General features: G+C 38.6%; 26 protein-coding genes. 13 read left to right on the forward strand and 13 right to left on the reverse strand.

Annotated features, from left to right (window positions below; genetic code table 11):
- Position 1 precedes the first annotated feature (1 nt).
- From trpB to HMPREF1210_RS11045, 3 genes are all read left to right on the forward strand, one after another.
- Entirely contained in the window at positions 2-1,210 is a 1,209-nt protein-coding gene (trpB, locus tag HMPREF1210_RS11035; RefSeq protein ID WP_036659566.1) for a tryptophan synthase subunit beta, read from the forward strand.
- Positions 1,203-1,991 carry a tryptophan synthase subunit alpha gene (gene trpA, locus HMPREF1210_RS11040; protein ID WP_036659568.1) on the forward strand — a complete coding sequence of 263 codons (789 nt, stop codon included), beginning with the start codon at positions 1,203-1,205 and terminating at the stop codon, positions 1,989-1,991. Before trpB ends, trpA begins: the two co-directional genes overlap by 8 nt.
- 194 nt (positions 1,992-2,185) lie before the next feature.
- A complete protein-coding gene (locus tag HMPREF1210_RS11045) occupies positions 2,186-2,665 on the forward strand; it encodes a hypothetical protein (RefSeq protein ID WP_231391138.1) in 480 nt (159 codons plus the stop codon).
- 215 nt (positions 2,666-2,880) lie between these two features.
- On the opposite strand, the gene HMPREF1210_RS11050 is transcribed toward HMPREF1210_RS11045, so the two are convergent.
- The 4 genes from HMPREF1210_RS11050 to HMPREF1210_RS11065 form a co-directional block, all read right to left on the reverse strand.
- Positions 2,881-3,078 carry a hypothetical protein gene (locus HMPREF1210_RS11050; protein WP_016428771.1) on the reverse strand — a complete coding sequence of 66 codons (198 nt, stop codon included), beginning with the start codon at positions 3,076-3,078 and terminating at the stop codon, positions 2,881-2,883.
- Between the two features lie 330 nt (positions 3,079-3,408).
- A complete protein-coding gene (locus HMPREF1210_RS11055) occupies positions 3,409-4,836 on the reverse strand; it encodes an aldehyde dehydrogenase family protein (RefSeq protein ID WP_016428772.1) in 1,428 nt (475 codons plus the stop codon).
- Between the two features lie 47 nt (positions 4,837-4,883).
- Positions 4,884-5,861 (reverse strand): DUF4003 family protein, encoded by a 978-nt coding sequence (locus HMPREF1210_RS11060; protein WP_016428773.1) that lies wholly within the window; start codon positions 5,859-5,861, stop codon positions 4,884-4,886.
- Positions 5,862-5,885: 24 nt separating this feature from the next.
- A complete protein-coding gene (locus HMPREF1210_RS11065) occupies positions 5,886-6,890 on the reverse strand; it encodes a phosphotransferase enzyme family protein (protein ID WP_016428774.1) in 1,005 nt (334 codons plus the stop codon).
- A 105-nt stretch (positions 6,891-6,995) separates the two neighbouring features.
- Here HMPREF1210_RS11065 and HMPREF1210_RS11070 point away from each other — a divergent pair, with 105 nt between their 5' ends.
- Both HMPREF1210_RS11070 and HMPREF1210_RS11075 read left to right on the forward strand, forming a co-directional pair.
- On the forward strand, positions 6,996-7,487 hold the full coding sequence (locus HMPREF1210_RS11070; RefSeq protein ID WP_016428775.1) for a YusW family protein: 492 nt from the start codon (positions 6,996-6,998) through the stop codon (positions 7,485-7,487).
- 105 nt (positions 7,488-7,592) lie between these two features.
- On the forward strand, positions 7,593-8,597 hold the full coding sequence (locus HMPREF1210_RS11075; protein WP_016428776.1) for an NADP-dependent oxidoreductase: 1,005 nt from the start codon (positions 7,593-7,595) through the stop codon (positions 8,595-8,597).
- Positions 8,598-8,616: 19 nt separating this feature from the next.
- Here the strand turns inward: HMPREF1210_RS11075 and HMPREF1210_RS11080 are convergent, their stop codons facing one another.
- Positions 8,617-9,102 (reverse strand): hypothetical protein, encoded by a 486-nt coding sequence (locus HMPREF1210_RS11080; RefSeq protein ID WP_036659570.1) that lies wholly within the window; start codon positions 9,100-9,102, stop codon positions 8,617-8,619.
- Between the two features lie 143 nt (positions 9,103-9,245).
- On the opposite strand from HMPREF1210_RS11080, the gene HMPREF1210_RS11085 reads away from it, so the two are divergent.
- The 7 genes from HMPREF1210_RS11085 (at position 9,246) to HMPREF1210_RS11115 (ending at position 14,105) form a co-directional block, all read left to right on the forward strand.
- Entirely contained in the window at positions 9,246-10,067 is an 822-nt protein-coding gene (locus HMPREF1210_RS11085) for an aminoglycoside N(3)-acetyltransferase (RefSeq protein ID WP_016428778.1), read from the forward strand.
- 66 nt (positions 10,068-10,133) lie between these two features.
- Positions 10,134-11,471 carry a M28 family peptidase gene (locus HMPREF1210_RS11090; RefSeq protein WP_016428779.1) on the forward strand — a complete coding sequence of 446 codons (1,338 nt, stop codon included), beginning with the start codon at positions 10,134-10,136 and terminating at the stop codon, positions 11,469-11,471.
- A gap of 438 nt (positions 11,472-11,909) precedes the next feature.
- Positions 11,910-12,185: a hypothetical protein gene (locus HMPREF1210_RS11095; RefSeq protein ID WP_016428780.1), complete on the forward strand. Its 276-nt coding sequence runs from the start codon at positions 11,910-11,912 to the stop codon at positions 12,183-12,185.
- A gap of 15 nt (positions 12,186-12,200) precedes the next feature.
- The gene (locus HMPREF1210_RS11100) at positions 12,201-12,653 is read left to right on the forward strand and encodes a hypothetical protein (protein ID WP_016428781.1); all 453 of its coding nucleotides are present in this window, start codon (positions 12,201-12,203) and stop codon (positions 12,651-12,653) included.
- Between the two features lie 540 nt (positions 12,654-13,193).
- On the forward strand, positions 13,194-13,715 hold the full coding sequence (locus tag HMPREF1210_RS11110; protein WP_016428783.1) for a sigma-70 family RNA polymerase sigma factor: 522 nt from the start codon (positions 13,194-13,196) through the stop codon (positions 13,713-13,715).
- Positions 13,705-13,866, forward strand: a complete 162-nt coding sequence (locus HMPREF1210_RS17715) for a YvrJ family protein (protein ID WP_016428784.1) — start codon at positions 13,705-13,707, stop codon at positions 13,864-13,866. The genes HMPREF1210_RS11110 and HMPREF1210_RS17715 overlap by 11 nt, the downstream gene beginning before the upstream one ends.
- Positions 13,866-14,105, forward strand: a complete 240-nt coding sequence (locus HMPREF1210_RS11115; RefSeq protein ID WP_016428785.1) for a hypothetical protein — start codon at positions 13,866-13,868, stop codon at positions 14,103-14,105. The genes HMPREF1210_RS17715 and HMPREF1210_RS11115 overlap by 1 nt, the downstream gene beginning before the upstream one ends.
- A gap of 379 nt (positions 14,106-14,484) precedes the next feature.
- Here the strand turns inward: HMPREF1210_RS11115 and HMPREF1210_RS11120 are convergent, their stop codons facing one another.
- From HMPREF1210_RS11120 to HMPREF1210_RS11155, 8 genes are all read right to left on the reverse strand, one after another.
- Positions 14,485-14,709, reverse strand: a complete 225-nt coding sequence (locus tag HMPREF1210_RS11120) for a hypothetical protein (protein WP_036659572.1) — start codon at positions 14,707-14,709, stop codon at positions 14,485-14,487.
- A 141-nt stretch (positions 14,710-14,850) separates the two neighbouring features.
- Positions 14,851-15,309: a hypothetical protein gene (locus HMPREF1210_RS11125; protein ID WP_016428787.1), complete on the reverse strand. Its 459-nt coding sequence runs from the start codon at positions 15,307-15,309 to the stop codon at positions 14,851-14,853.
- A 145-nt stretch (positions 15,310-15,454) separates the two neighbouring features.
- Positions 15,455-15,790, reverse strand: coding sequence for a hypothetical protein (locus tag HMPREF1210_RS11130; RefSeq protein ID WP_016428788.1), 336 nt, complete (start codon positions 15,788-15,790; stop codon positions 15,455-15,457).
- A gap of 77 nt (positions 15,791-15,867) precedes the next feature.
- Positions 15,868-16,353, reverse strand: coding sequence for a hypothetical protein (locus tag HMPREF1210_RS11135; RefSeq protein WP_016428789.1), 486 nt, complete (start codon positions 16,351-16,353; stop codon positions 15,868-15,870).
- 116 nt (positions 16,354-16,469) lie between these two features.
- Positions 16,470-16,835: a hypothetical protein gene (locus tag HMPREF1210_RS11140; RefSeq protein WP_016428790.1), complete on the reverse strand. Its 366-nt coding sequence runs from the start codon at positions 16,833-16,835 to the stop codon at positions 16,470-16,472.
- A gap of 1,000 nt (positions 16,836-17,835) precedes the next feature.
- A complete protein-coding gene (locus HMPREF1210_RS11145; protein WP_016428791.1) occupies positions 17,836-19,032 on the reverse strand; it encodes an FAD-dependent monooxygenase in 1,197 nt (398 codons plus the stop codon).
- Positions 19,033-19,452: 420 nt separating this feature from the next.
- A complete protein-coding gene (locus HMPREF1210_RS11150) occupies positions 19,453-20,526 on the reverse strand; it encodes a HupE/UreJ family protein (protein WP_016428792.1) in 1,074 nt (357 codons plus the stop codon).
- Between the two features lie 226 nt (positions 20,527-20,752).
- A complete protein-coding gene (locus HMPREF1210_RS11155; RefSeq protein ID WP_016428793.1) occupies positions 20,753-23,917 on the reverse strand; it encodes a discoidin domain-containing protein in 3,165 nt (1,054 codons plus the stop codon).
- Between the two features lie 821 nt (positions 23,918-24,738).
- Between HMPREF1210_RS11155 and HMPREF1210_RS11160 the strand changes: the two genes are divergently transcribed.
- Entirely contained in the window at positions 24,739-25,161 is a 423-nt protein-coding gene (locus HMPREF1210_RS11160) for a hypothetical protein (RefSeq protein WP_016428794.1), read from the forward strand.
- Positions 25,162-25,540: the final 379 nt, after the last annotated feature.

Raw genomic sequence — 25,540 nt, forward strand, 5'->3', positions numbered from 1 at the left:
CATGCAAACTACCTACAACCAACCAAACACTACCGGTCATTATGGCAGATTCGGCGGTCGATTCGTCCCCGAGACATTAATGCAAGCCGTGATTGAACTTGAGGAAGCTTACGACTTAGCTATCAAGGACGAAGCATTTCTTGAGGAATTCCGCTACTACTTGAAAGATTATGTGGGACGGGAAAATCCCCTTTACTTTGCTGAGCGTTTGACGAAAAAAATGGGCGGCGCCAAGATCTACTTGAAACGTGAAGATCTCAATCATACAGGCGCTCACAAAATCAACAACACAATCGGACAGGCACTTCTTGCGGTCCGTATGGGTAAACGAAAAGTCGTTGCTGAAACAGGCGCTGGCCAGCATGGTGTGGCAACTGCAACGGTTTGTGCACTGCTGGATTTAGAGTGTGTGATTTTCATGGGAGAAGAAGACGTCCGTCGTCAGCAACTGAATGTATTCCGCATGGAGCTGCTTGGTGCGAAAGTTATTTCCGTAACCCAAGGCAGTCGAACGTTGAAGGATGCGGTTAATGAAGCGCTGCGTTATTGGGTGACAAATGTCGAGGATACTCATTACATTATGGGTTCGGTTTTAGGACCACACCCCTTCCCTAAAATTGTGCGTGATTTCCAGCGTGTCATTGGGGATGAAACGCGTAAGCAAATCGTTGAAAAAGAAGGCCGTCTGCCAGATGCGATTGTTGCTTGTATTGGTGGAGGCAGTAATGCCATGGGAATGTTTTATCCCTTCATAGAAGACAAAGACGTGAAATTATTCGGCGTCGAAGCTGCTGGTGCAGGACTGGATACCGATAAGCACGCCGCCACATTGACGAAAGGTTCTGTAGGAGTTTTGCACGGAGCACTAATGTATTTACTGCAGGATGATGCAGGTCAGATTCAAGAAGCACACTCTATTTCAGCAGGACTCGATTATCCAGGAATAGGACCCGAGCATAGCTACTTACATGAAAATGGCCGTGTTGAATACACATCAGTAACAGACGAACAGGCTTTGGCGGGTGTTCAACTGTTAGCTCGTACGGAGGGCATTCTCCCCGCTCTCGAATCAGCTCATGCGATTCATTTTGCCGCTGAACTGGCTGCTGATTTGGATAAAGATGAAATTGTCGTGATTTGTTTATCTGGTCGTGGAGATAAAGATGTTGTCACAGTGCGTGATGCGCTTGGAGGTGGAACGAATGACTAAACTGAAGTTGCAAACTGCCATAGAACAACAAGTCGAAACAGGTGGAAAAGCATTTATTCCTTATGTCATGGCCGGTGACGGAGGGTTATCAAAACTCCGTGAACAATTACTGTTTCTTCAAGATGCTGGTGCTACTGCGGTAGAACTAGGAATTCCTTTTTCAGATCCCGTTGCAGATGGACCGACCATTCAAGAGGCTGGGAAACGTGCGTTGGCTGAAGGTGTGACCTTGCGTGGTGTATTGGAAGAAATCGAACGAGTTCATAGTGAAGTTACGATTCCGATTGTCTTGATGACCTATTTGAATCCGGTGTTCCGTTATGGCATAGAGGCATTCGCTAAGGATTGTGCAAATGTCGGCGTGAGTGGATTGATTGTTCCAGATTTGCCACTTGAAGAAAGTGGGATGGTGAAGGATGAGTTCTCAAAACACGATTTGGCTCTCATTCAATTGGTCAGTTTAACAAGCCCTCCCGAGCGTATTGAGCGAATTGCAAAAGCTTCAGAAGGATTTCTGTACGCCGTTACGGTGACGGGCATTACGGGTGCGCGCGCAGAGTTTGCTATGAACGTCGGAGACCATTTGGCGAAGCTTAAAGAAGTGAGCCCAGTTCCAGTCATGGCAGGCTTCGGGATTTCCACGCCTGAGCAGGTTCGGGAAATGGGTAAACTGGCAGACGGCGTCATTGTGGGAAGCCGTATAGTTGATGCATTGCATGAAGGAAATCTTGATAGTATCAGAGAGTTGATTGCTGCATCGAAATCAGTGGAAATCGTATAAAACTAGTTTGGACCTCATGCGCATTCGTATGTGGTCTTTTTTCAGGAGAGAGTTGGGGGAAACGGAATAAATACTAGTTGAGGCCGAATAAAACTCGTGCGTTACAGTTTAAATTTTTTCATCTTCCTTAGGAAAGTGAAACACTTATGTTTCCTTACTCGTCAAAGTTATATAAAGGAGGAAGAAATTTGAAAATGAAACCTTTGTTAATTGCCATTTTATTATTTACTTCGCTTTGGATTACTGGATGTTCGAACGATACGGTTACCGCAGGAAAAGAAGTTAAGGTCAATGAAAATGAATTTCCTCCATCTATTTCTGGAGTCGTTAGAGTTAATAATGCACAACATGAAATGGTAGTTGGAGGTTATAAATGGGAAAGAAAACAAGGTTCTGAAACTCAGGTTGTCCAAACTGACTCCGCTTCCCCATACCAAATCGCTGAAGATTTCAAAGCCATTGCTTTAGAACAGAATCAAAAAGTGACGATTGATGTTGAAGAAAATCCCGAACTATATGTTTACTTATGGAATAAGGATGGAAGAGAAAAAGAAATTACATTGAAAGATAATCAAATAACGGTTCCTGCAAGTAAAGGTCAATATATATATGAAGTGTTAGCAAAATGGAAAAACGGTGAAGTTTCCTACACCTTTGTGGCTGAAGTGAAATAAAAATTCACTTTTACGTAATTGGAAATTACAGTTTTGACGATCAGTACAGCAAAGTTATAACGTTGTTTTAACATAGAATAATCTTTCTCATGATGTGATTTTATTGCCCGATTCCTGTTTATTGGATTTGGTTAATTCGATTGGTTGCACGGGCTTCTGGAAATAAAAATATCAACTATTATTAAACGAATAAATGTTATCACTGGCACCTTTGTCTATTTCCCAGCTATCCTTTGTGCATCTTGTTCAGCATTTATTTTCATGAGCTCGTTTGCAAATATTGAAATACCTGTTGCAATTAATCCTACCGCCAACCATCGAATACCAATTGGTTCCATAAAAGTATTAAAATAAGTCAACGTCAATATAAGGCACCCGAACAATAAAAACAGTGTTGCGATTAAACTATTCATCTTTCTTTCACCTCGCTCTAATTAGTAATACTCACACCGATAAAACTACATTCAATCATTCAAGTTTAATTTAACTAATTCTCTTTTATTCCCGTTACTCCTTCTCCTTTAATAAAACAGGAATGGTGATGTGTCTTTCTGAAGAAGAATCGTGTCCATTCCACAGCGAATGGTCAGAAACTGAGATTGAGTGGACGAAAAACCAACTTGAATGGACAAAAACCTTGATTGATTGGTCATAAAACCAACTTGAATGGATGAAAACCCACAGCGAATGGTCAGAAAAAAAGCAACCCAATTGAGCTTTACAATTGGGTTGCTTCGTCACTTCTAAAATACGGTTTTCATCGTAATAAATTTCAGTTCGGTCATTTCATCGACGGCAAACTTAATGCCTTCACGCCCATATCCACTCATCTTGATGCCACCATACGGCATGTTGTCTGTACGGAAAGTAGGAATGTCGTTTATGATGACGGCTCCCGCTTCAATTTCATCTGCGGCCTTCATAGCATCCGTTAAGACATTGGTGTAAATCGCTGCATTCAATCCAAATTGTGAAGCATTCACCCACTCAATTGCTTCATCCAGTGTATCGTAAGGAATGACGGAAACAATGGGTGCAAAGACTTCCTCACATACAACTTTCATGTCTTCTTTAGCACCTGTCAAAATAGTTGGATGCAACTGACGCTCTGTAAATTCGCCACCTGTGGCCACAGTTGCTCCTTGCGATTTGGCTTCTTCAATCCAGCCAACGATGCGTTTTACTTCGTCCGGATGGATCATGGAACCTATATCGGTTTGTTCATCCAGTGGATCACCCACTATTAATTTTTTCGTTTCTTCCACGAATCCTTGCACGAATTCATCGTACACTTCGCGGTTTACGTAAATGCGTTGTAAAGAAATACATACTTGTCCTGAAAAGCTGAATGCCCCTTCCGCACAACGTTTAACAATTTTTTCGATTGGCACACTTGGCTCCACAATCAAGGCTGCGTTTGAACCCAGCTCAAGCGTAATTTTGCGTAGACCTACTTTTTCTTTAATTTTCAATCCGACAGGAACACTTCCGGTAAATGTCACTTTTTTGACCGCTGGATGTGTAATGAGTGAGTCACTTAAATCACTCCCGCTCCCTGTTATAATTTGAAGGGCACCATCCGGCAAACCAGCTTCCTTGAAAATATCAGCCATAACCAATGCACTCAATGGTGTTTGTGTTGCCGGCTTTAAGACTACCGTATTTCCAACTGCAAAAGCAGGTCCCAGTTTATGCGCCACTAAATTGAATGGGAAATTAAAGGGCGTGATTGCCGCAACAACGCCAATAGCCTCTTTTTTTGTCCATCCGATTCGGTTCGCACCTCCAGGGGCAGCATCCATCGGAATGGTTTCCCCACGGTACTGCTTCGCTTCTTCTGCAGCAAATTGATAGGTCGCAATCGTGCGATCTACTTCACCACGTGCCGTTTTCAACGGTTTTCCCGCTTCTTGTGCCAATGTCATTGCGAGTTCTTCTTTACGCTCTCGCATAATGTTGACCACTTTATATAAAATTTCTGCCCGATCATATGCCGTCCATTTTTTGAAGGAATGAAAAGCCTGTTCGGCACCAGCAATTGCTACTTTCACATCATCCGGTGATCCCTTTGCCACTTTTGCAAGTAATTTTCCATCATAGGGAGCTTTCAAATCATATGTTTCACTTGCTTCGCGCCAATCTCCATTAATCCAAAGTCCGGTTTTTTTCAAAAGATACACCTCCTGAGGTTGATATATATACATTCTTCATTATTCTATCATTCTCCTCCAACACTTGACGCGACTGCCGCATTCGTTGCTGCCATCGTAGCAATCATGGCGGCTTGTTGCGCTTGCAACATTAGTTCAATGGTAGTGGCAAAACTGACTGAGGTTGTTCCTTCATTATCGATAATGTGTTTCGTTTCGAGTTGGACTGCGATAGGTAAAATCATATCTTTGTACCAATTGAAAAGCTTCATTGTTTCCAGTTGACGGTACGTATCAATGACATGTTGCAATTCTACATCTTTAATTTCCAAGGCAGCCAAAAATCCGATCATGACATAGTGCATGGATTTCACTTTGATTCCGGCACTTTTCAGCTGATCTCGTATATGCACAGCTTGCCCAACCAGATTAGCTTGATAGCTCGAACTATTGTATGTAAGAACTTGCGACATCCATTGAAGTTCATTCCCCATATAAAAACCTTGTGGTCTAAGTTCCGTGTAATAGCGATTCATAGTGGCTGCTCTTTCTTTCGTATCGCCCGGTAATTTTCCAAGCATGACTGCATACGGCACATCATCAGGCTGCGTCAGGAATGGGTGATGTGATTTCATCGCATCATATAAGTGTTTTGCTTGTTCGGCATGTAGTCCTTGTAGAGTTGCATCATCGCTCATCAAAAGTGCTGCTAAATAACTGTATACATTGTTTTTGAACCCTGCTGATTTTAATTTACCTTGCTTCGTCATTAGATTATCAATTGAAATGGCAGGATCTTCATCTTCCTTCGCCAAAAATGCAACCATCATGTAGTGAATGTGTGAGCGGAGTGGAGATGTCCAACCAGTTTTTTGTTTGATTGCGTCCGAGGTTGCCAAGAAGCGTTTACCGTCAAACGTTTTACCTGTCGTGACATAGTAATTTGCTATCGATAACGTAATTCGTTTATCGGTAGTCCATCCAACTGCGTTCTTTACTTGTTCAAATGTTGTTTGCAAATCTTGTTTCACTTTATCCATCGTCATATCATCCACTCCCTTTACCAACATTTACGAAGAATGATGATTAAAAGTTTCATTCATCCACATTCTCAATTCTTGTTCATATGGAACTTTCTTTTGACGCAAGTTCTCTTCAAGTTCAATTAACTTGTCTGATTGCCATTGCTCCAAGTGATCATGGTCCCAGGATTTCTGAAATAACAGATACAAAAATACTTCCCTTATTTGTAGGAACAGTGTGAGTTGGGTTAAATCGGCTTCAGTGAGTGACCGACTACTTGTATATCCTTTCAGAAAATGCTTCAAAAATTCTTGTTGGAACGTGGTCCATTCTGGATGATACGAGCTTCCCGTCCACAGAGCATGATAAATAGAAGTCGATAAATCTTGGACGAACCAATTGTAAGCACAATCATCGAAATCAAAAATAATGAGTTGTTGAGCTTTCACGAAAAAATTCCCTTGATGCAAATCATTGTGAATCAATCCGAAGCGTTCTTTGGTTTTTGGAAAAGTAGCCAATCTTGACTTGTAGTCATCGTAAATTTCCTTTAGCCAAGGTTCACTCTCTTCCAACATGGATGGCATTGGATTTATTTCTTCATCATCCATCCAAACGGGGCGATTGATTTTCTCTTCCATGTTTTCACTGATGCCATGCAATTTTGCAATTGTTTTTCCCCACTCGTAAAAGAATGCATTGTTCCACTGAGAGAGATCCGACACATCTATTTCTTTATCTTCTACATATTGAAATACCGTCAGCCAATAGCTTTCATTGTCGATTATTAATGTTGATATGTATTTGTCATTAATCGTGATTACGTCTGGCACATGTATTTGATTTCTTTTTAGTGATTCGACATATCCCAGTTCAGCATCTATCAATGCTTTTGACCTTTTAAGAATTGGTGTCAAACGGGCAATATAAGGTCGATTATTCATCTGAAAGTGAAACACAACATTTTGGAAACCACCCGATAATCGTTTTACATTTGTAATTTCCTGATTGGTTAACTTCGATAAGCTTAATAAAATTTTATGACTATCCATACTGTTTACTTCCATTTCTTATTTAAATTTGCATAGAAAAAACGGATATTTAGAGAATTTTGGGATATACCAACTACAAAGAATTATATCGAAAGGATGATATACATGAAATCGAAAAAGACATTCACCGTGGCAAGTTTATTGCTCTCTTCTGCCCTCTTCCTTGGGGCTTGTGGAGATAAGGACGAGATTACAAAAGATGTGACCAATAACAATACAGGAAATGATATCGAGGATAATGCTCCAGGTGATAATCCAGCAGATACCGGTGAATCATTTGAATTTAGGAAATTTGAACTAGAAGTAGATTATCCTGACCAACCAGAAGCGCTTGATGTAAATTATGAGGAAAAAAAAGACTCTACCGACGCGGAATACAAAAATGTAGCAGATGGTAGTAGTGAGGCTACTGGTAAGGAAGCCATGGCAAAATTGAAGCCTTTATTGGTAAAAATGCGATTAAAAGAAAACATGTCTGAAGAAGTAATTATTGACCAAATTGTTAGCGCTTTTGGCATTGAAGATAATTACACATTACTTGAAGCAAGTATCACGTGGCAAAATGATGAGAAAAAAGAAATTGTAGTTACAAAATAAAATTAATTTGAGCCCTTGACCTTCGTTGAGGGCTCTTTTCATGTAGAAACCTCCAATGTAAGGTACATTACTACATAAAAGAAAATATAAAATGGAGGTAAGATAATGCAAAAACAAATAAAATTAATCAATCGACCAACGGGCACACCAACTAAAGAGAATTTCGAAATTGTCACTGCACCCATTGACAGTGCGTTTGAAGGTGAAGTAGTAGTAAAAACTGTTTACATTTCAGTGGATCCATATTTACGTGGTCGGATGAATGATGCGAAATCTTATATTCCACCTTTTGAGTTGAATGAAATGATATCAAGCGGAATCATAGGACAAGTCGTTCAATCGATGTCCTCACTTTTCGAAAAAGGCGATGTCGTTCTCGGATCATTGCCATGGCAAGAATATAGTGTGGTAAAAGAAAGTGCCGTCCGTAAAATTGATCACCGTATTGCGCCTGCCTCTGCTTATTTGAGTGTGCTGGGCATGACTGGTTTGACAGCTTACTTTGGCTTACTGGATATCGGGAAACCTAAAGAAGGTGAAACGGTGGTTGTGTCAGGAGCTGCAGGTGCTGTAGGGTCCATCGTGGGACAAATTGCGAAAATTAAAGGCACGCGTGTCGTTGGAATTGCTGGTTCTGATGAGAAAGTGAAGTTTTTGGTCGAGGAACTGGGTTTTGATGCGGCAATAAATTATAAAACTCAGGATGTTGCTCAAGCGTTACGCGAAGCTTGTCCAAATGGAATTGATGTATACTTCGAAAACGTGGGTGGGGAAATTTCAGATGCTATCTTCCCTCTTTTGAATAATTTTGCGCGTATTCCTGTATGTGGCGCAATTTCTTCTTATAATAATAAACAAGCGGACGTTGGACCTCGTGTTCAAGGATACTTAATCAAGACGAGCTCATTGATGCAAGGCTTCACTGTTGGCAATTACTCTTCTCGTTTTGGAGAAGGCGCAAAAGAATTGGCAACTTGGCTCAAAGAAGGCAAACTGAAATACGAGGAAACGATTACGGAAGGTTTCGATCATACGATTGACGCATTTCTCGATCTTTTCAAAGGCGTAAACCTTGGGAAAGCGATTGTGAAAGTATCGAAAATCGAATAACAATTTTAGCCGTTCTGGTTTATTCCAAAACGGTTTTTCTTTCTCTTTTTGCGGGACGATATTTCTTACCGATTTTAAATATAATTGGTGTTCCGATGATGGTTGGCAAGAACCAGAAGATAAGCACAGGCAATTCGTTTAGAAGTGGTATTCGATGAATGTTAACAACCAGTGTGGCTGTAAATATCCCTATGTAAGATCCCAACATCCCTCCGATATGGATACGCAGCCAGTTTTTCCATCTGATTTTTGCAGATGTATAGCCAAGCAATGCAAGACCATATGAAAATATTCCTATATAAAAGAGGTAGGCACTTTCTTTCCAGTGCATAATAGACATCACGACAGTACTGATAAATACCAACAGGAAAAATCCATGATAAATCTCTCCACTGATTGTATGTCTGCCTTTTCTCTTTTTAGAAATACCAGCCAGCAAACCAGTAATCAAACAAATGCATCCAGCTGCAATATGAATCATTAAAAACAGGTTGAACAAATTCAACACCTCCAATTATTTACAGTTTATTTCCTAATTATAGTAGCATACATAAAGTTCCATTTCATTCATTCAAAAAAATATTCGATTGTTAATCTTATCTCTACTCTTATATGATTAAGTTATTAAAGATTGCGGAGGTCACCCACATGAGTGAATTTGATCTTGTACAAGAAACTACATCTTTCCAATCAGTTGAAACGTTGAAACAACAGTTGCAGACACTTGGCATCAAAGCAGGAGATGCTATCATGGTTCATTCATCTATCAAATCAATGGGGTGGATTGCCGGTGGTGCAAAAGCTGTCATCGACGCATTGATGGAAACTATCACGGAAAAAGGGACCATTATCATGCCAGCCCAATCTGCCGAGAACTCAGAGCCTTCCTATTGGATGCTGCCGCCAGTTCCAAAAGAATGGCATGCGCCTATCCGAGAACATACTCCCGCTTACGATCCACATTTGACCCCACTACGTGGAATGGGCAAAATAGCGGAATGCTTTCATCGTCATCCTAAAACCATTCGCAGCTATCACCCTGTTCACAGCTTTATGGCCTGGGGCAAGGATGCTGAAAAATGGATGATGGAACATCCACTTGAGGATTCATTTGGAATGACTTCCCCACTCGGTTCATTTTTAAATGAAAATGTTAAAATCCTGTTAATTGGTGTCGGATATGATTCGTGTACAGCTTTGCACCTATCGGAGAATTTAATTGAAAAGAAGACTTACATGAATCAGGGTGCAGCGATGCTGGTGGACGGTGAGCGTCAGTGGATTGAGTACCAAACACTTGATGTAGACTCGGATCGTTTCCCAGACCTTGGAGAAGCATTTGAAAAAGAACATCCCGATGCCTATCATGTAGGGAAATTAGGTCAAGCCGACTGCCGCATCATTCAAATGAAACAGCTAGTTGATTTTGGGGCGGAGTGGTTAAAAGAAAATCCTGTAGAGGAAGATTAAAAAATTTTGTTAGTAAAATTCTCATTTTTGTTCATCCTAATGGAACTAACATGATGGAGGAACAAAATGAAAAATAAATTTTATAAATTTGCGATAGGAGCTATTCTTTGCCTAAGTGTCATAGCTCCTATCGCCACTTTCGCAACTCATTACACGTCCACCCAGAATGAAAAAGAAACCAATCTTGAAACAAAAATACTGCAGTCTCTTGATGCAGATAATATGTATAACAATATTAAATTTTTATCCAAAACACCTAGGGTCGCTGGGACCCAGCAAGAAGATGCTGCAGTTGCTTATATCAAAAAGCAATTCGAATCTTACGGGTATAAAGCCGAAGTTCAAGCATTCACTTTCAATGACTATACAGCCCCTAATTCCATCGGGTTGGATGTCGAGCGATTTTCGAAAAAACTGAATCCGCAGGCTTTAGAATATTCGGTTAGTGGAAAAGCTACCGCGGAAGTTATCTTCGCGGGACTTGGTCAGAAAAACGACATCGCACAATTGGACCTTACCGGAAAAATCATACTCCTGCAACGTGGCGTCATCAGCTTCAAGGAGAAAATGTTGAATGTGGCTGCGAAAGGTGCTGCCGGGGTCATATTTTACAACAATGCACCAGGAACCATCATGGGAAGTTTAGGTGAACCAAATAAGGCTTATGTTCCGTCTGTGCTGTTGACCCAGACAGAAGGAGAAGCGATATTGATTCATCTCAACAAAAACCCGCGTGCTGTTGTCTCATTGAACATTGAAGGTGCTAAATCCGCTCAAAATACATCGCACAATGTCATTGCAACTAAAAAGCCCAACGTTTCCAACAAAGCATCTCATGATATATTGGTCATCGGTGCTCATCACGATTCAGTTGCAAGTGCGCCGGGTGCTAATGACGATGCATCAGGAACTGCCATGACACTTGAACTTGCACGTGTCTTGAAAACCATTCCAACCGACACAGAAATTCGTTTTATCACGTTCGGTGCGGAAGAGCTTGGATTACTTGGATCCAATCATTATGTCGAACAGTTACCGAAAAATGAAATCAGCCGAATCGTGGCAAATTTCAATTTGGACATGGTCGGTAGCAAAGATGCCGGGGAACTAATCTTGCAAACGGTCGATAATAAGCCTAACCTTGTTACTGAACTCGCCCAGGATGCCAGCACACAGCTAAACGGTGCACCAACACCTTACAATCAAGGTGATAGCAGCGACCATGTACCCTTTTCAAAGGCAGGCATTCCCGCTGCCCTATTCATCCACAATCCCGCTGAGCCTTGGTACCACAAGCCACAAGATACTATAGATAAAATCAGCAAAGAAAAACTGCAAGACGTTTCGGAAATCGTCAGTATAGCTGTGTGGAATCAAATCAAAATCGATCGCCAAGTCAAATAGTGTAAACCTTAAACCCCACGTCACTGGATCGGATGATCTCGTTACGTGGGGTTTTTACGTAACGTCTACTATACTTTCACAGAGCCTCCAAAAGGATTACTACGGCTGGGTGAGAGAGGACGATGAACTATGGATAGCACTCGTGGAAGATTAATCCTACTCAGTCGTTGCACTAGCCAATCCTCCTATACTTTTTACTCTAGGGAGGATTTTTGATTATCTGACAGATTAGATTAATAATAAATCTTACAAGGCTCAGCCTTTTTTTAAAAAGTGTTTTCTGGGTCTACTTTAATTTGCTTTTTTTTGATTTTAATTTTCATGGGAGTTTAAGTACATTACTTCACAATGTTTAGTTTTTGATAGTCCAGTTAAATAATCCTTTTACTTCTTTTCAACATATAATATTTAGACCCTAAATTAAAGGAGTGAAATAACATGGGATTTTTCCAGCCCGAGGGAACAATGGCACCAACTTCCCCTCCCCCACCTCTCATACCAACAAAACCTTCTGTATCCTATATAATTGACTGTGTATATCAAAACACTTATGTATGGCTTATAAATGGGGACCAATTCTGGTTTTACCCAACTCGCGTGGAATATGGTGAAGTATCTGGATATAGATGGAACGGTTCCTTCTGGCAATTCTACGGAATTGACCCAAGATTTATAGATGCTGTTGCCTGTTATCCTACTCCTACCCTTTACTAAAATCCAAAAAGTCTTTTGGTAATTAAAAACCCTGTATATGTAGAAGTTCCATATTACGGAGAATACTACGTCAAAGTTGATGCAGTTAGAGGTGCAATTTACGATTATTTTATTAGACCAGTAAAACTGCTTGGCACACATACTCAAAAGAAAACCTTTACTCAAGCTGATGTCGATCAATTTAAGACTAGTAAACTTGTTGCTCTTTTCGTAGGAACAGCAATAGGGCTTACAGCAACTGGAGTTATAGCGAAATATGTAACACTTTTTACTGCTGCCTTTACTATGGAAGAAATTGGTGCTTTTGACACTAAAGACGAAGATTGGCCAGACCCACGCGTTGGTTGGGGGCTACGAACAACTATGTACGATAATGGAAGTGCCATTCAAATTAAATGGGAAGCACTTGATCAGTACGGTAATGTACAAAGGACTCAAAACGGTCAAATTAACTATATAAAATGGTAATATTTATATAAAAAAATAAAAAAGGACGATAGCTACTAAGCTTCGTCCTTTTTATTTGTTTTGATTATATCAAGTATAAGAGTAATGTGAATAATAATGAATATAACTATCAATAAATAGGTATTAAATTGGTTTATGAAAAATAATCGATATTGATCCGACAAGTAATAGGTAATTAAATTAAAAAGTAGAAGAATTCCAATGTTGACTACTGTTATATAAGCATTAATCTTCTTAAATCTTTCTTTTTTCTCTTTTAAAAAGATTCGAACTAGTATTAAACCAAATAAAATCAATGAGAAATAGTGAAACTCTATTGGCATGAACCTCTCCCCCAATGCTTTGACTATCAAAATATATATGATTTTTTATGAAAATCATGTAAAATTAACCTAAGAAAAAGATTTTTTAGCATAAACTGGTTGTTATATTTATACTATATATCCCTTTAATAATAAAGGACATGATTTTATTCATGTTCTATATTTTTTACTCAAAAAGCGAACATACATTCGTAGAAATGGGAGGTGGAAGTTTGAAATGAATAAAAATCGACTACTTGCAGAGTTTTTTCAAGATGATAGGAATCGAAAGCTATATCAAGAGTATCTTAGGAATCCAACAGGCATTAACCAAAAAATTTTAGATGAAAGATTTAAGGAGTTTTATTTTAGAATCCGTTCGATTGCTTATATACTAAAAAGTTTGCACTTTGAAAGTCAAAAATTAGATAGAAAAAATCGACTGTATAAGCAACGTTATCAATCAATTTTAGATAGACCAAACGAAGATAATTCTACGTTACTAGATTTAATTGAAGTACCACCTCCCAGAGAAGAAACTCATTCAAACAAGTTAGAGGATTATATAACAGATTTTAAATTGCATTCTTCGATAAAAAAATTAACCAATAAACAAAGAGAAATTTTATTTTATGTATTTGTAATGGAGTTAAAAGATGTTGAGATAGCGAAAACTTTAGCTCTCTCACAGCAGTTTGTTACTAATACGAAGAATGTAGCATTGAAGAAACTAAGGGGGGAAATGAACGATGTTAGATGAAGCGAGTATGATCCAATTAGTAGGCAACTTTGGTTTTCCGATTGTCATGACCATTTATTTATTGCATCGCTTTGAAAGAAAGATTGAATCTCTCGATAACACAATACAAAACTTAGCAAAAGTTGTTGGAAACAAAGGAGTGAATTCATAATGAATATTATTGAGGAAAAAGAAATAAGAGCAATAATAGAGTTAATTCAGCCTAAAATTAAAAGGTCACTCTTTCAGACATCTCTTGAAAATAGAGAAGATTTGGAACAAGAATTAATGTTATATATACTAAAAGTAATTAACAATAAGATAAGTAGAAACGTACCAGGTTTCTTTACCACTTTTGGACAATCATTCAACATAACAGAAAACGAATTATTGTCCTTTGAACTATCTTAGTGTAACCATTGAAAAAAATTTTAATTAAAATTTAGCGAGCATAATCAATTTCTAGGTAAAAAACAAACCTCGTATTTTGAAAATACGAGGTTTCACCTGTTTATTGCTATTCATTTTTATAAAAAAGATTGATTATTTCAGAAATCGAATCTTCAACTAAAGCACCCGTTAGTTGAATTAGACAGATTAATTTTACGGTCCATATATATCTATATATTCCCAGTGTAAGCATTCAACAGTTGGTTCACTACCGATAAATTTTATTGTAAAAAAGCCACCCATTAGTTCAACAACTCATGCAAATCCCCAAAATTATTGCAATTATACGATTTTTTTTTGCGTTTATTCGGTAATACAGTCTTTTTTTAGTCACAACCACTTATTCCGGATTGTGTTTGCCATTGCCAATATAGGCCGGTGCTATTTCCCCATCAATATACATGAATCCATAATCAGTTTCTGGCTCGTCTGAAAAATAAACAATAGCTTTATAGCGTTGAATCCCCGTTTCTTTCAGAGCGTCAAATCTAATATCAACTTCGCGAATTTCTTCCTCAGTATATCCCCGTTCTGTGTAAAGGTATTCCCGCACATCTTTTTCCATTTGTTCTTCTACTGATGCCCGTGGTGTTAAGTAATAATAACCTCATCCTCATCAACCCCTTTAATTTATTTATTGTTATAATACCATATACTTCTTACAATAATTTCTTGTTCAACTAAACTGCCCCGTTAGTTTAATAAACTAAAACCATCTATCCAATGTCCATCCTTCAGCTAATCTCAGTTTAAGTAAGGTGTCATTCCAAGTTCCCCACGGTGATAGTTGCTTTTGTTCCTCAGTCATTCTTTCGACTTTTTCTCTTTTCCAAGTATCATAATCAATGATGTGCCAACAAATAAATTCACCATTTACCATATGTTCACTTCTAAATTTTTTAGGTAATTTAAAATCTTGTGGAATGGTATAACTACCTTTTTTAGTTACTAACTTTTGATTTAATGCAGTTCCTAAAGGGAAATGAATAAGATATAATTCCTTCTTTTTCACTATTTCATCTTCTATAACATAACCCTCCTTAAATAAGCAGGGTAATATACGAATTAACTCTCCAATGGTTTCGTCTTTATGAACATATTGAAATAACCCTATTCCATTTGATGTAACTATCTCAAAAACATCACCAATTTTTAATCGTTTCACTCAAATCATTCCCTAGTATTTTTCTTTATTTTAACGCACGCCTTATTAAACTAAACTGCTACGTTAGTTGAATAAGAAAAAAGAGCTGCCAAAGCAGCCCGATGATTTTCAACTAAAGCACCCGTTAGTTGAAGAAGTTTTCTGGTTATGAATGATCTTCTTCACTATCTACATCTGGATATTTAGTGAATACAGACTCAAACTCACCGTTATCGATAAGATAATTAATAACTTCATAAATCCTTTCCTTACTCGCAATATCAATTAAAACCATTTCACTAGCATGAAAGTAGGCTCCGTTCATACTTTCGCCCGTCTTAACATTCTTTTCTCTTAGGCTTTGAATGTTTCTATATGTAAAAAAAGTTGCCATCCAAACAGAACTGTCTGAAAATGTTACTTTGACATCCGTATTTACATCTTCTACATCCCATTCTCCGTCTGCCCACTCTTCGGCTTCTATCCATAAATCTTTTTTCATTTAATTTCTCCTTTGTCTTTTAGGCGAAAATGAACTAAACAAAGTTTCATCTTATTGAACTAACCTGCCCCGTTAGTTTAATAAGACATACCAGCTTCTCTAAAGGCATTTCGATAAATCTCAGTGTTTATTCTTTGAACATCAATCTGCAATAATTCTTTTCTAATGGTACTAAATAGGTCACTTGGAATATTAGGAAATTTACCTTCAAGATCCTCTCTTTTATCTAAATGATTTAGCGTTTGAATAATAACAAAATAAATGTTTGGATATTGCTTTTTAATGTTGGAAGTATGTTTTAGAAACTCTTTGAGATACTTATCAAAATAGTGACGGTTGTATCCTTCTATACCTATATAGAATGGAAATCCACTTCGGTCTTCCCACTCTATCAAAAGACCCCAAAAAGCAATAAGGGACCCCCCCCTATATCTCAAATTATCGTCGTTAAAGTGTTCATAATAAGGGTAAAACAATTTTACACACCAATCAAAGTCTACTATCCCATTCACTTCTTTTATCATATTATGTAATAGGTCTAATTTTTCTTTGATCGAATTCATTTGAAACCCCCTCTGGAACGTAATTAAAATTAACAATATCTCTTATACCTATTTTTATCGCTTTTCTTATCGAACTAACCTGCCCCGTTAGTTGAATAACGTTATTCTCATTATATTTACATCTTTTTGTCTCTGTCTGGTTCCTTCATAAATATATTTTCATTCTCATCAAATCCTTCAGGTAGCCAGTAATCCTCTGGTAATCCTTTTTCCTCAAATAACTTTCGAAGTTGTTCAATTGATTCGGACCACGTTAAAAAGACTTTGATAGAATATGGTGGTTGTCCTTCATCATTCCAAACTGCCCACTTTTTATTAGGGAGTTCTGTCGCATACCAACCTGCGTCTTCTCCTAGACGCCAAACATAAAACGTGTTTTCTTCAGCAACTTTCCAATCTTTGTAGCCCAAAACTTTCGCAAATTCATCGTAATTTTTATAGATGAGAGAGCGTAAAAACTTTTTCACTTGTTCCATTTTCATCCTCTCCTCCTCTTTTTCTTTACTAACAAAACTGCAACTTCTTATTGAACTAACCTGCCCCGTTAGTACAATAAGAAAGATGATTTTCAGTTAGTTGAAGAAGAAATGCGTTCAGTAACATATCTATTCTATCGCTGAACGAGTGTGCAGCATGCACAACGTGTTGACATAACATCAGGATCAGGAAGTGATCATTTTTGGTCAAAAACCATTAGTCTTCCATGTTGGGGAAGCATAAGCATTTTCTCTTAAGAATTTTACAAACATAAAAAGAAGTCGCCCAAAACAATACAGGTAATGAATTAGAAGCAAATGCATGTTCTCTTAAGAATCCTACAAACATAAAGTACCTCCTATATAAAAATATGCAAGAAAATCCGAGCTTATTTCCTTGAAGAAAAAAAGTTTCCTTAATGCAACTATAGAATAACATATGCATTTTCCCTTGAGAATTCTACAAACATAAAAATACTTCCTGCAGGTAGTAAAAAAATGAACTGGCTTGTATGGTGTATGCACAACGTGTTGACATAACATCCGGATTGGGAAGTATTCGACATTAATCCATAAAGAAAGCTGCCCTTTAAAGGCAACTGGCTTAACATTTGTATATAATCCAACTGACATAATGTTAAATAAAAAAATCGTCCGTTCAATCGGACGATTTTTTCTTATTGTGCTACTTCGCTGGCAATGCTTGATTCTGCTAAGCCAACTTCTCTTTCGGGAGAAAATTAATCAACTTCTGCTTTCTTATAAGTTCAAAAGAAAAAGAGCAGCCGCTACCGTTCATTGTTTAACTCAATAAAGAAAGCGATCCCTGCTAAAGAATCGCTCCGGCTTGCGGAAGACTAAAAATGTATTTAAAGGGCTTAAGGGCATGTTTGCGCTTAGCTGGCTAAACAGAAATTTGTTCGGATTTTATATGGTTACTGAAAATAGACAGCCTTTTTTGATCGTGTCACTTGTTGGTAGTAACCCTCCAACCAATAAATCCATATCAATAATCTTTCAGCTCGATCCCGTTAGCAGCTTTGGCTATCATTTTTGAAATCATCTTAAATTGTACGATCATAATCGGGGGTATGTGCAACATTAAATTGCGTAGAAAGATTTTGAAGTTTGATTTTTCAATCATACTCCTGGCAGCCATTAGTCCTATTTTTTGATTCTTCTCAACAAACTTTCTCATTTTTTGTTCGTAGGCTACAAATGCACGGGCGAAATCGCCATCTGCAGCTTTAAGTTCACCAGCTAATACATAAGCCCCGACAAGCGCCAGGCTAGATCCTTGACCTGATAGAGGAGATGGACCATACGCCGCATCGCCTACCAATGTAATCCGCCCTTTTGACCATGTCGGCATGTGAATCTGGCAAACCTCGTCAAAATAAAAGTCTGTCGCATCTTTCATGGTTTTGAGTAGATGCGAGGTTTCCCAACCTGAATCGCCTAAGAAGGCATTTTCTACTAGTTTCTTTTGAGATTCTGTAGCATTGCGGTCGTGCTTCAATGCCTCTGATTGAAACAAGAACATACCCCTTGCTTCGGTATTGTCACGAGCGCTATACATACCTACAGTTTTGCCTGGTATCGTATATAACAGTTGGCGGTGGTCGAGGTTGAGGTAATTCTCGAGAGTGAAAATCGAGATATAACAGCCAAGCGTCCGTTTAAACTGTGCTTCATCTCCAAAAGTTAAGGTTCGAACATTAGAATGAAGCCCGTCTGCACCGATGACAAGGTCAAATGTCTGTGGCTTGCCATGAATAAATTGAACTTCTGCACCAGCTTCAGTCTCATTTATAGCGGTAATCGAATCGCCCCAAATGTAATCAACAGTATCCTTGGTTAAATCGTACAAAATGTTACTTAGATCGTCTCGCATGACTTCGATGTCCAGACCATACTGGTTCCCCATACTTGCTTCGCTTATTTGACCTTGTATCTTGCTCTTGCTGTTCACAAAGTAAACACCAGTCATGTTCGTGTCAGCTGCACGAACTTGATCGAGTATACCCATCCCCTTAAGCACGGAAATGGCTGCACCACGGATATCAACCCCGAATCCACCCGCGCGCAATGCTGGAGCACGTTCAATTACAGTCACGTTGAATCCATGACGATGAAGCCAGTAAGCGAGTGCCGGACCGGCAATGCTTGCACCAGAAATAAGAACGCGCATCGTTTGTTTCATTATTGCCTATTCACTCCTATCCTAATTAAAGTCTTAACATACCCACAGTATATTTATGGACGATTTCACTTATTTAGGACAATAAAATAATAGGAATTTAATTTTAAAAGCTGAGACTAATGTTCAACTATCCTGCCCCGTTAGTTGAACAAGTTCATTCTTTTACCCATTCTTTTTTCGCTTTTCTATATTCACTCCTTGATGTAAAGAATAGGAGTGACATACTTATCATTAAATATAATGGTTCCATATCGAGAACATCTTTTATTAAAAAATTACCCACAAAAGAAGAGCATCCACTAGGCTCTTACCTCGACCGGACTATACCAGATAGTCGTGCCTGACTTGGTTAGACACGCAATAAAAAAAAGAGCTAGCAAAAATACCGCTAACTCTCGTATTGATCAATAAATGGCCTAATTACAATCTTTGAATCAACCAATAAAATGCCAGCACAAAAATAAGGCAAGACGTTGAGATCATCATTTTACGATACCATGGGAACCTTCGCAGCCATAGCAAGAAGGGAAGTAATAGGCATAGGAACATGATCTGGCCCGCTTCCACACCTAAATTAAACGTCAGGAGTGAGCCAATCAGATTGCTCTTTGGAAGTCCCGTTTCGGCCAAAGCCCCGGCGAAGCCCATGCCGTGAATCAGGCCAAATAAGGCCGTCAATAGCCACCGCCATTTCGCCTTTTGAACAAACATATTTTCCACTGCCACATAACAGATCGTCAGGGCAATCAAGGCTTCGACCCAATGCGAACTGACCTGAATACGGTCGGTGGCCACCAAGAATAGTGTTATGCTGTGGCCGATTGTAAAAGCAGTAACAATTTTCAATGCATCCTTGAAGCGAGATGCGATTAATACTAAGGATAACAAAAACAGCAAATGATCGTACCCGGTCAAAATGTGTTCGATTCCAAGTACAAAGTATTTCCATAGGACGGATCCAATTTCAGGCTGGGGAAGTTCCTGAGGAAGGTCCTGGGGAAGGTTGATCAGAATATCTCTATTAGTGCTATCAATCATATCCTGCTGAAAATATTCTCCTGCATGGACCATGAGTACACTCGTATGTGCAGGCGCATCGTCAAACACCAAATCGTAATGAAGATTAAATTGTTCGATTTCTTCATCGGCAATAAACGTCAGTTGAATTTCCATGCCTCTTACGGCACCCTTTTGCGCCATGTTCATCGAAACCAATTCCATCGTTAAGGGCTTCGAATCCGCATCTATGCGAAGACCTTTCTGTAGATAGGATTCAATTTTTTGCGAGGCCAGTTCATCGTTCACCAGATTATCCAAGTCAGTACCGAATTGTGGAAACAAGTCTGTTTGTTCAATAAAAAGATCATAGAGAATCTCGTTCCCTTCAATGTTTAAATCCGAGTAATTCATATCTATGGAATGCGCAAGTGAAGTTGTGGCAGTTCCAAAAAATAATAAGATGATAAACAATGACAGGAATGAACGTCGAATCATAATGGGACCTCATTTCATAGAAAGTGGAGAGAAAAGATTTACTTTTCTCTCCTTATTATCTGGTGCTATTGCAAAATCTTATTGGCGATCCAAACTAAATCTGCAAAATTAATCTTGTCGTTATGATTGATATCTGCATCTTTAACCATGTGCCAATCCTCACTTGTAATGGTCTTTCCTTAATTCACCGTATCCAGCGTTCAATAAATTCTCTTAAAGTTAGAAGCTAATTCTTTACAGTTTCTGTTTCAAGGACGCTAATCTCCGCGGCCGCTGCCCAGCCGTTAACACCCGCCGTTGCTTCGAGCTTGACATATGATGCATCTGTCGGATCAAAAGTTGCTACTTTCTCCGCATTGTCGTTTGCCCAAGTTCCGCTTGCAACTTTAGTAAAGGTCACTCCATCTGTACTTACATAAACGTTATATCCTGTAATATTCCCGTTGCTGCCTGATGGCCTTGGTAAATACGCGACCTTATCGATTGGGTAAGTTCCTCCAAGATTTAAGGTGATCGATTGAGGGAGAACATCAGATTTATCCCACTTTGTATGCCAAAAAGTTTGTGAATTTCCGTCAATCGCCATGGATGCTGAATTATTTTCACCAATCGTTTCCTGACTTGTCGCCGTTGCCGTCATTTGAGACTGAGTGATCTTATTAACCGTTACTTTAGTGCTTGTTGTCAAAGGGACGTTATTGGGATTTTTCACCCCAGTTGGCAAAGTTACAGTTCCATTGACAGCGAAGGTTTGTGCAGTCTTTACAGTGGGATCATAGTTTGAAGCATCTACATTCCATGTCACATTGGCTTCTCCCCTGCCTGCATCAGTATCCAAGGATACTGATGCAGGCAATCCAAGGGCGTCCGCTGTCTTCGCCGTTCCGATTGTCAACCCTGTTATGTCAGCAGGCGCAGTGATGCTGTTTAAATTAACACTTTGAGCCTCAATGTCAATGTCCTGCGACGAACGGTTATACATGGAATCGTCGGCAAATACCCTGAGTATATATGGAGTAGTCGGCGACAAATCTGTAAACTTATACTGTCTGTATTCATCGAATGGTTTGTCTAGCGGCAGTGAAAGGCTGTTAAACGATTTGTCCACTTTCCCGGTGAGCTTGTTGATAAGCTGAATATTGTATTCCAAAACGCGCACATTGTCATTTGCTTGCTTTATTGTAAAAGCAAGTTCGTTGTTTTTGTAGGAATCGACCGTAATACCCTCTTCAAACTGCGGAGCTATGAGTTCTCTTATATCGCTCCTGCTATAGGTAAAGGCATCTTTGCCTTCACCAACGACTTTTACAGAAGGTATGCCTACATATTCATCTGTACTCAAATTATACTGTTTGATGATAATTTTTGAACCGTAAACCTCTATGAAATTCGCGATGCGAGGTGTGGTATGGTATTTGATATACGAGCCTTCTATATATCCTCCGTACGGTCCGTTATCAATATAACTGGAATATGAACTCGCACCGCTGTCGAGATACGTAGCCGCACCTTGATAGTGAGAACGTTCGTCGGTCGGGTCGTATTGCGTATGACCTGACATATATACCACTTGTGAAAAATTATTGTCGGCAATATATTTACCTACATTATTACTTGCCGCGCTGCTCCATGCCGATCCCCACGCGGTTCCGCTTATAGGGTAGTGAGAAGATACAAATATGGGTTTGGTTGGATCGTAATCCTCTTCTTTTCTAATTTGGTCGAGGAAATTGGTGGCTTTTCCCACCGTTTTTTCGTTGTTATAATTTCCGTCAAAACCCACAAAATTATATCCTTTTACCTTTACCCTATAAGAATCGTTAAAGAAATTGTTATCGTATGAATTCGTTGACTCGTTCCACGCGCCCGCCGAACCGACAGGAATAAATTGTTCGGCTCCGCCCATATCATGGTTGCCTCTTACCATATAAAACTTCGTATTTTTTAACAAACCCTCATTTGTAAGTTTAGTATGTATGTCTGTCAGATTTTTCATCCATACATATTCATTTGCATTGTTACCGCCGGTAACGTCGCCAGGAATAAAAAGTACGTCGGCCTGTGGGAATAGTCTCAGTTCTGTTCTGTAATCTTTTTCAATGCGCGCGTGTGTTGCGGGATTACCACTGATTTCCGGGTCGCTGTCCACAATCATATTTAAACCGGCGGGAGTTAATGTTTTATTGCTTTTTTGATAGATGAATAGGGCGTTGTTTAGTTCACGTTCGTAATAATTGATGGTTTCCTGTGTATATAATTTTACTTTTTGCGTTCTTGCAACCGAAGTTGCAGTATTCAAAACCTTTTTCAAATGATCAAAATCGGTTTCGCTGAAGCCTTTGCCAAGTCCGTCTGCTATTAGTGTATTTGCTTCTGATATTGTGTCGTTAAGTGCGTTCATATCTACTTTATTTACAGCGTAACTATTATAATTAGCTTGGACTACATCACTGCTAAATGCACCTTTCCAAACATTCAGATCAGCTATATCGAATGAATTACCGCCATGTTTGCCCAATCCGTCGCTACCTATATTTAATGGGTTCGATGTATCTAAAGATCCGATTCCCAGCGAAGTTTCAGTCATTTTGTAACCATCAATATACAACGATCCGAGCATTTTATCTCTGTCTACAACAAATGTCACGTAACGCCAATCGGAAGCATTAAACGTGTCGCGCCCAAATTTTACTGATGTGGTCGGGAATCCTAAATTCATATTGACCGAATTGGCTGATGTATAAATCGCCCAGCCTTCATTAGAGCTCTTAGTAAAATCCTTGTTTGATAATATTACCTGATTATTGTTAGTGTCACCCTTATACCAGAAGGATGTGGTATAACTGTCATTACCAAAATTCAAGCTATGCTTTGTACCGACATAATTGCCGTCTCCACTTTCTAAGTGCAGAGCTTTGGTCCCGGGTAATACACCGTCTACATAACTATAATTTCCTTTCCCTTCCAAGTTCTCTTGATTTGCATCGTCCTTTAAATTATTATCGAATTTCATCGATGCAATAAGGGGATTGGCATTTAATACTGCGTTCGTGGGCAATGAAGTTTTTCTGTCACTATTTGATGGTAAACCAACTACAACACGCAATTTTTTACCAATATCATTTAACGTTACGGTGTAGCTTTTGGATGTACCACCCGATTTTACATTAATATATTTATCGCTTATACGTGAATCCTGTACTTGCCATTGAAATGTTAGATTTTTGCCCTTTGAACCTTTACCCTTGATCACACTGGCGGTAATCGTTTGACCGTAAATCGGCTGCATATTGTCGATTTTGACGATTTTGTCGCCCGATGCGCCTGCGGTGGTCGTTAACATAACGAATATCATCGTTAATACGAGGGTAATGGATAAAATTCTTTTCATTACAGAAAACCTCCATATTTTAAGTATTTTAAGAGTCTGTTCAAAAATCTTGAAAAATTGAGTAAAAAACAAAACCGTAGCGAAACTTTGATGCGGAACTCATTGATTATATCGAACATGTCGACGACTCCATTGTGATGGAGAAGGTCGCCCCTCTTTACAAGGATGGTGGGCATCCTCCAATCGATCAGGATGAGAGGAGATTTTTCGTCACGGAAATCCCCCTTTCGTTTCCAATATTGGAACCTTGATTCTCTCCTTCTACTATTCTCATTAAACTGAAACGGTGCTTTAATCCTGGCACGCCGATATTTTGAAGTTCACCTCCCAGAATAGGGGGAATACATAGACGCCACCTCAAAACAGCATAAAATAATGCACTCACACAAATTACCTATGTAAAAAAATAATACACAATCAATATTGATTTTCTGTAAATATCTTGTAAATTATTATTGTTTTTATGAAAAATTAGACAAAAACACATAAATAGCTGCTGGTGGATTTTATTTTCCTGGCTGCAAAAAATAAAAGATTTACTTAGCTACTTGATTGAGGAGAGAAGCTGAATTGAGATAAACTGAGTTTAAAAAACTCATAAAAAAAAGGAAAGTAGACGGCTACTTTTCCTTCAAATTAATCTTATTCACAATTTCAATACCTTCTTTTTTATATTTCTTCAGTTTGACCCCTTCGTCCGAATTAGAAGAGGAAATGAAAAAAGTCCTCTCCATTAAAGGAGCCTGTTCCAATTTATCTCTGACTTAAAAGTCATTTGAAACATATCTTATTAGAAAAGCATGTTCGAAAGGTGACAAGATTTGGAGAGTCAATTAAATTCATTTATTTACGGATTGCAACCTAGAACCCCCAAACAAGCTGCGGAATTATGGATATTGGGTGTAGAAAATCGAAGTGGTGCTGTTCAATATGCTGTGCTATCACCATCTCTTCAAAAACTTACACAGAAACAGTTCGAAGAAAAAGGTTGGGTGACTGGACAATCAAGTCCGTGGGTTGCTAACGTTCATTTTGTAAAAGTAAATAAAATAAGTGATACAAAGTTACAATATACAATTTCATATGATTTACTAACTTCATATGAAAATTTCGGCAGAGGACATAAGGTTATTACTGTAGAAATGAATCCAGAGCCCTATAGAACAAACTGGTTTATTACTAAAATAATAACAACTTATTTTCAAAATGAAGGGGTTACTCCCGCCGAAACGGTAAGTAAATAAAGGTAAATTACAAGTATATTATTCGTTAAACCTATTGTATAGGACATACACAGTATGTTGACATAACACCCCGATTAGGAAGTATTCCTTTTCTTCAACTAAAGCACCCGTTAGTTCAACAACTTCTATATAGCCTAAATAATGGATACGTTATTCATCATCAGAAAAGATTTACTTTAGTAAATAGGTTATAAAATGAATATAAAAGGGCTAAGACCCCAACTATTTTACTGAAGTTTTTTTGCTTACTTTCTTTGTCCAATATAAAGAAAATACCTGTACAAAAGAATCCAATAAAAAACCCGATTTCATATTGTAAAAAGGCTAAAACAAACCCTAAAAGACCAATAGTTTGAAGTATTATTGGGAAGTTTTTTTT

Origin of the sequence: Paenisporosarcina sp. HGH0030 (genome assembly GCF_000411295.1) — a bacterium.
GTDB lineage: Bacteria > Bacillota > Bacilli > Bacillales_A > Planococcaceae > Paenisporosarcina.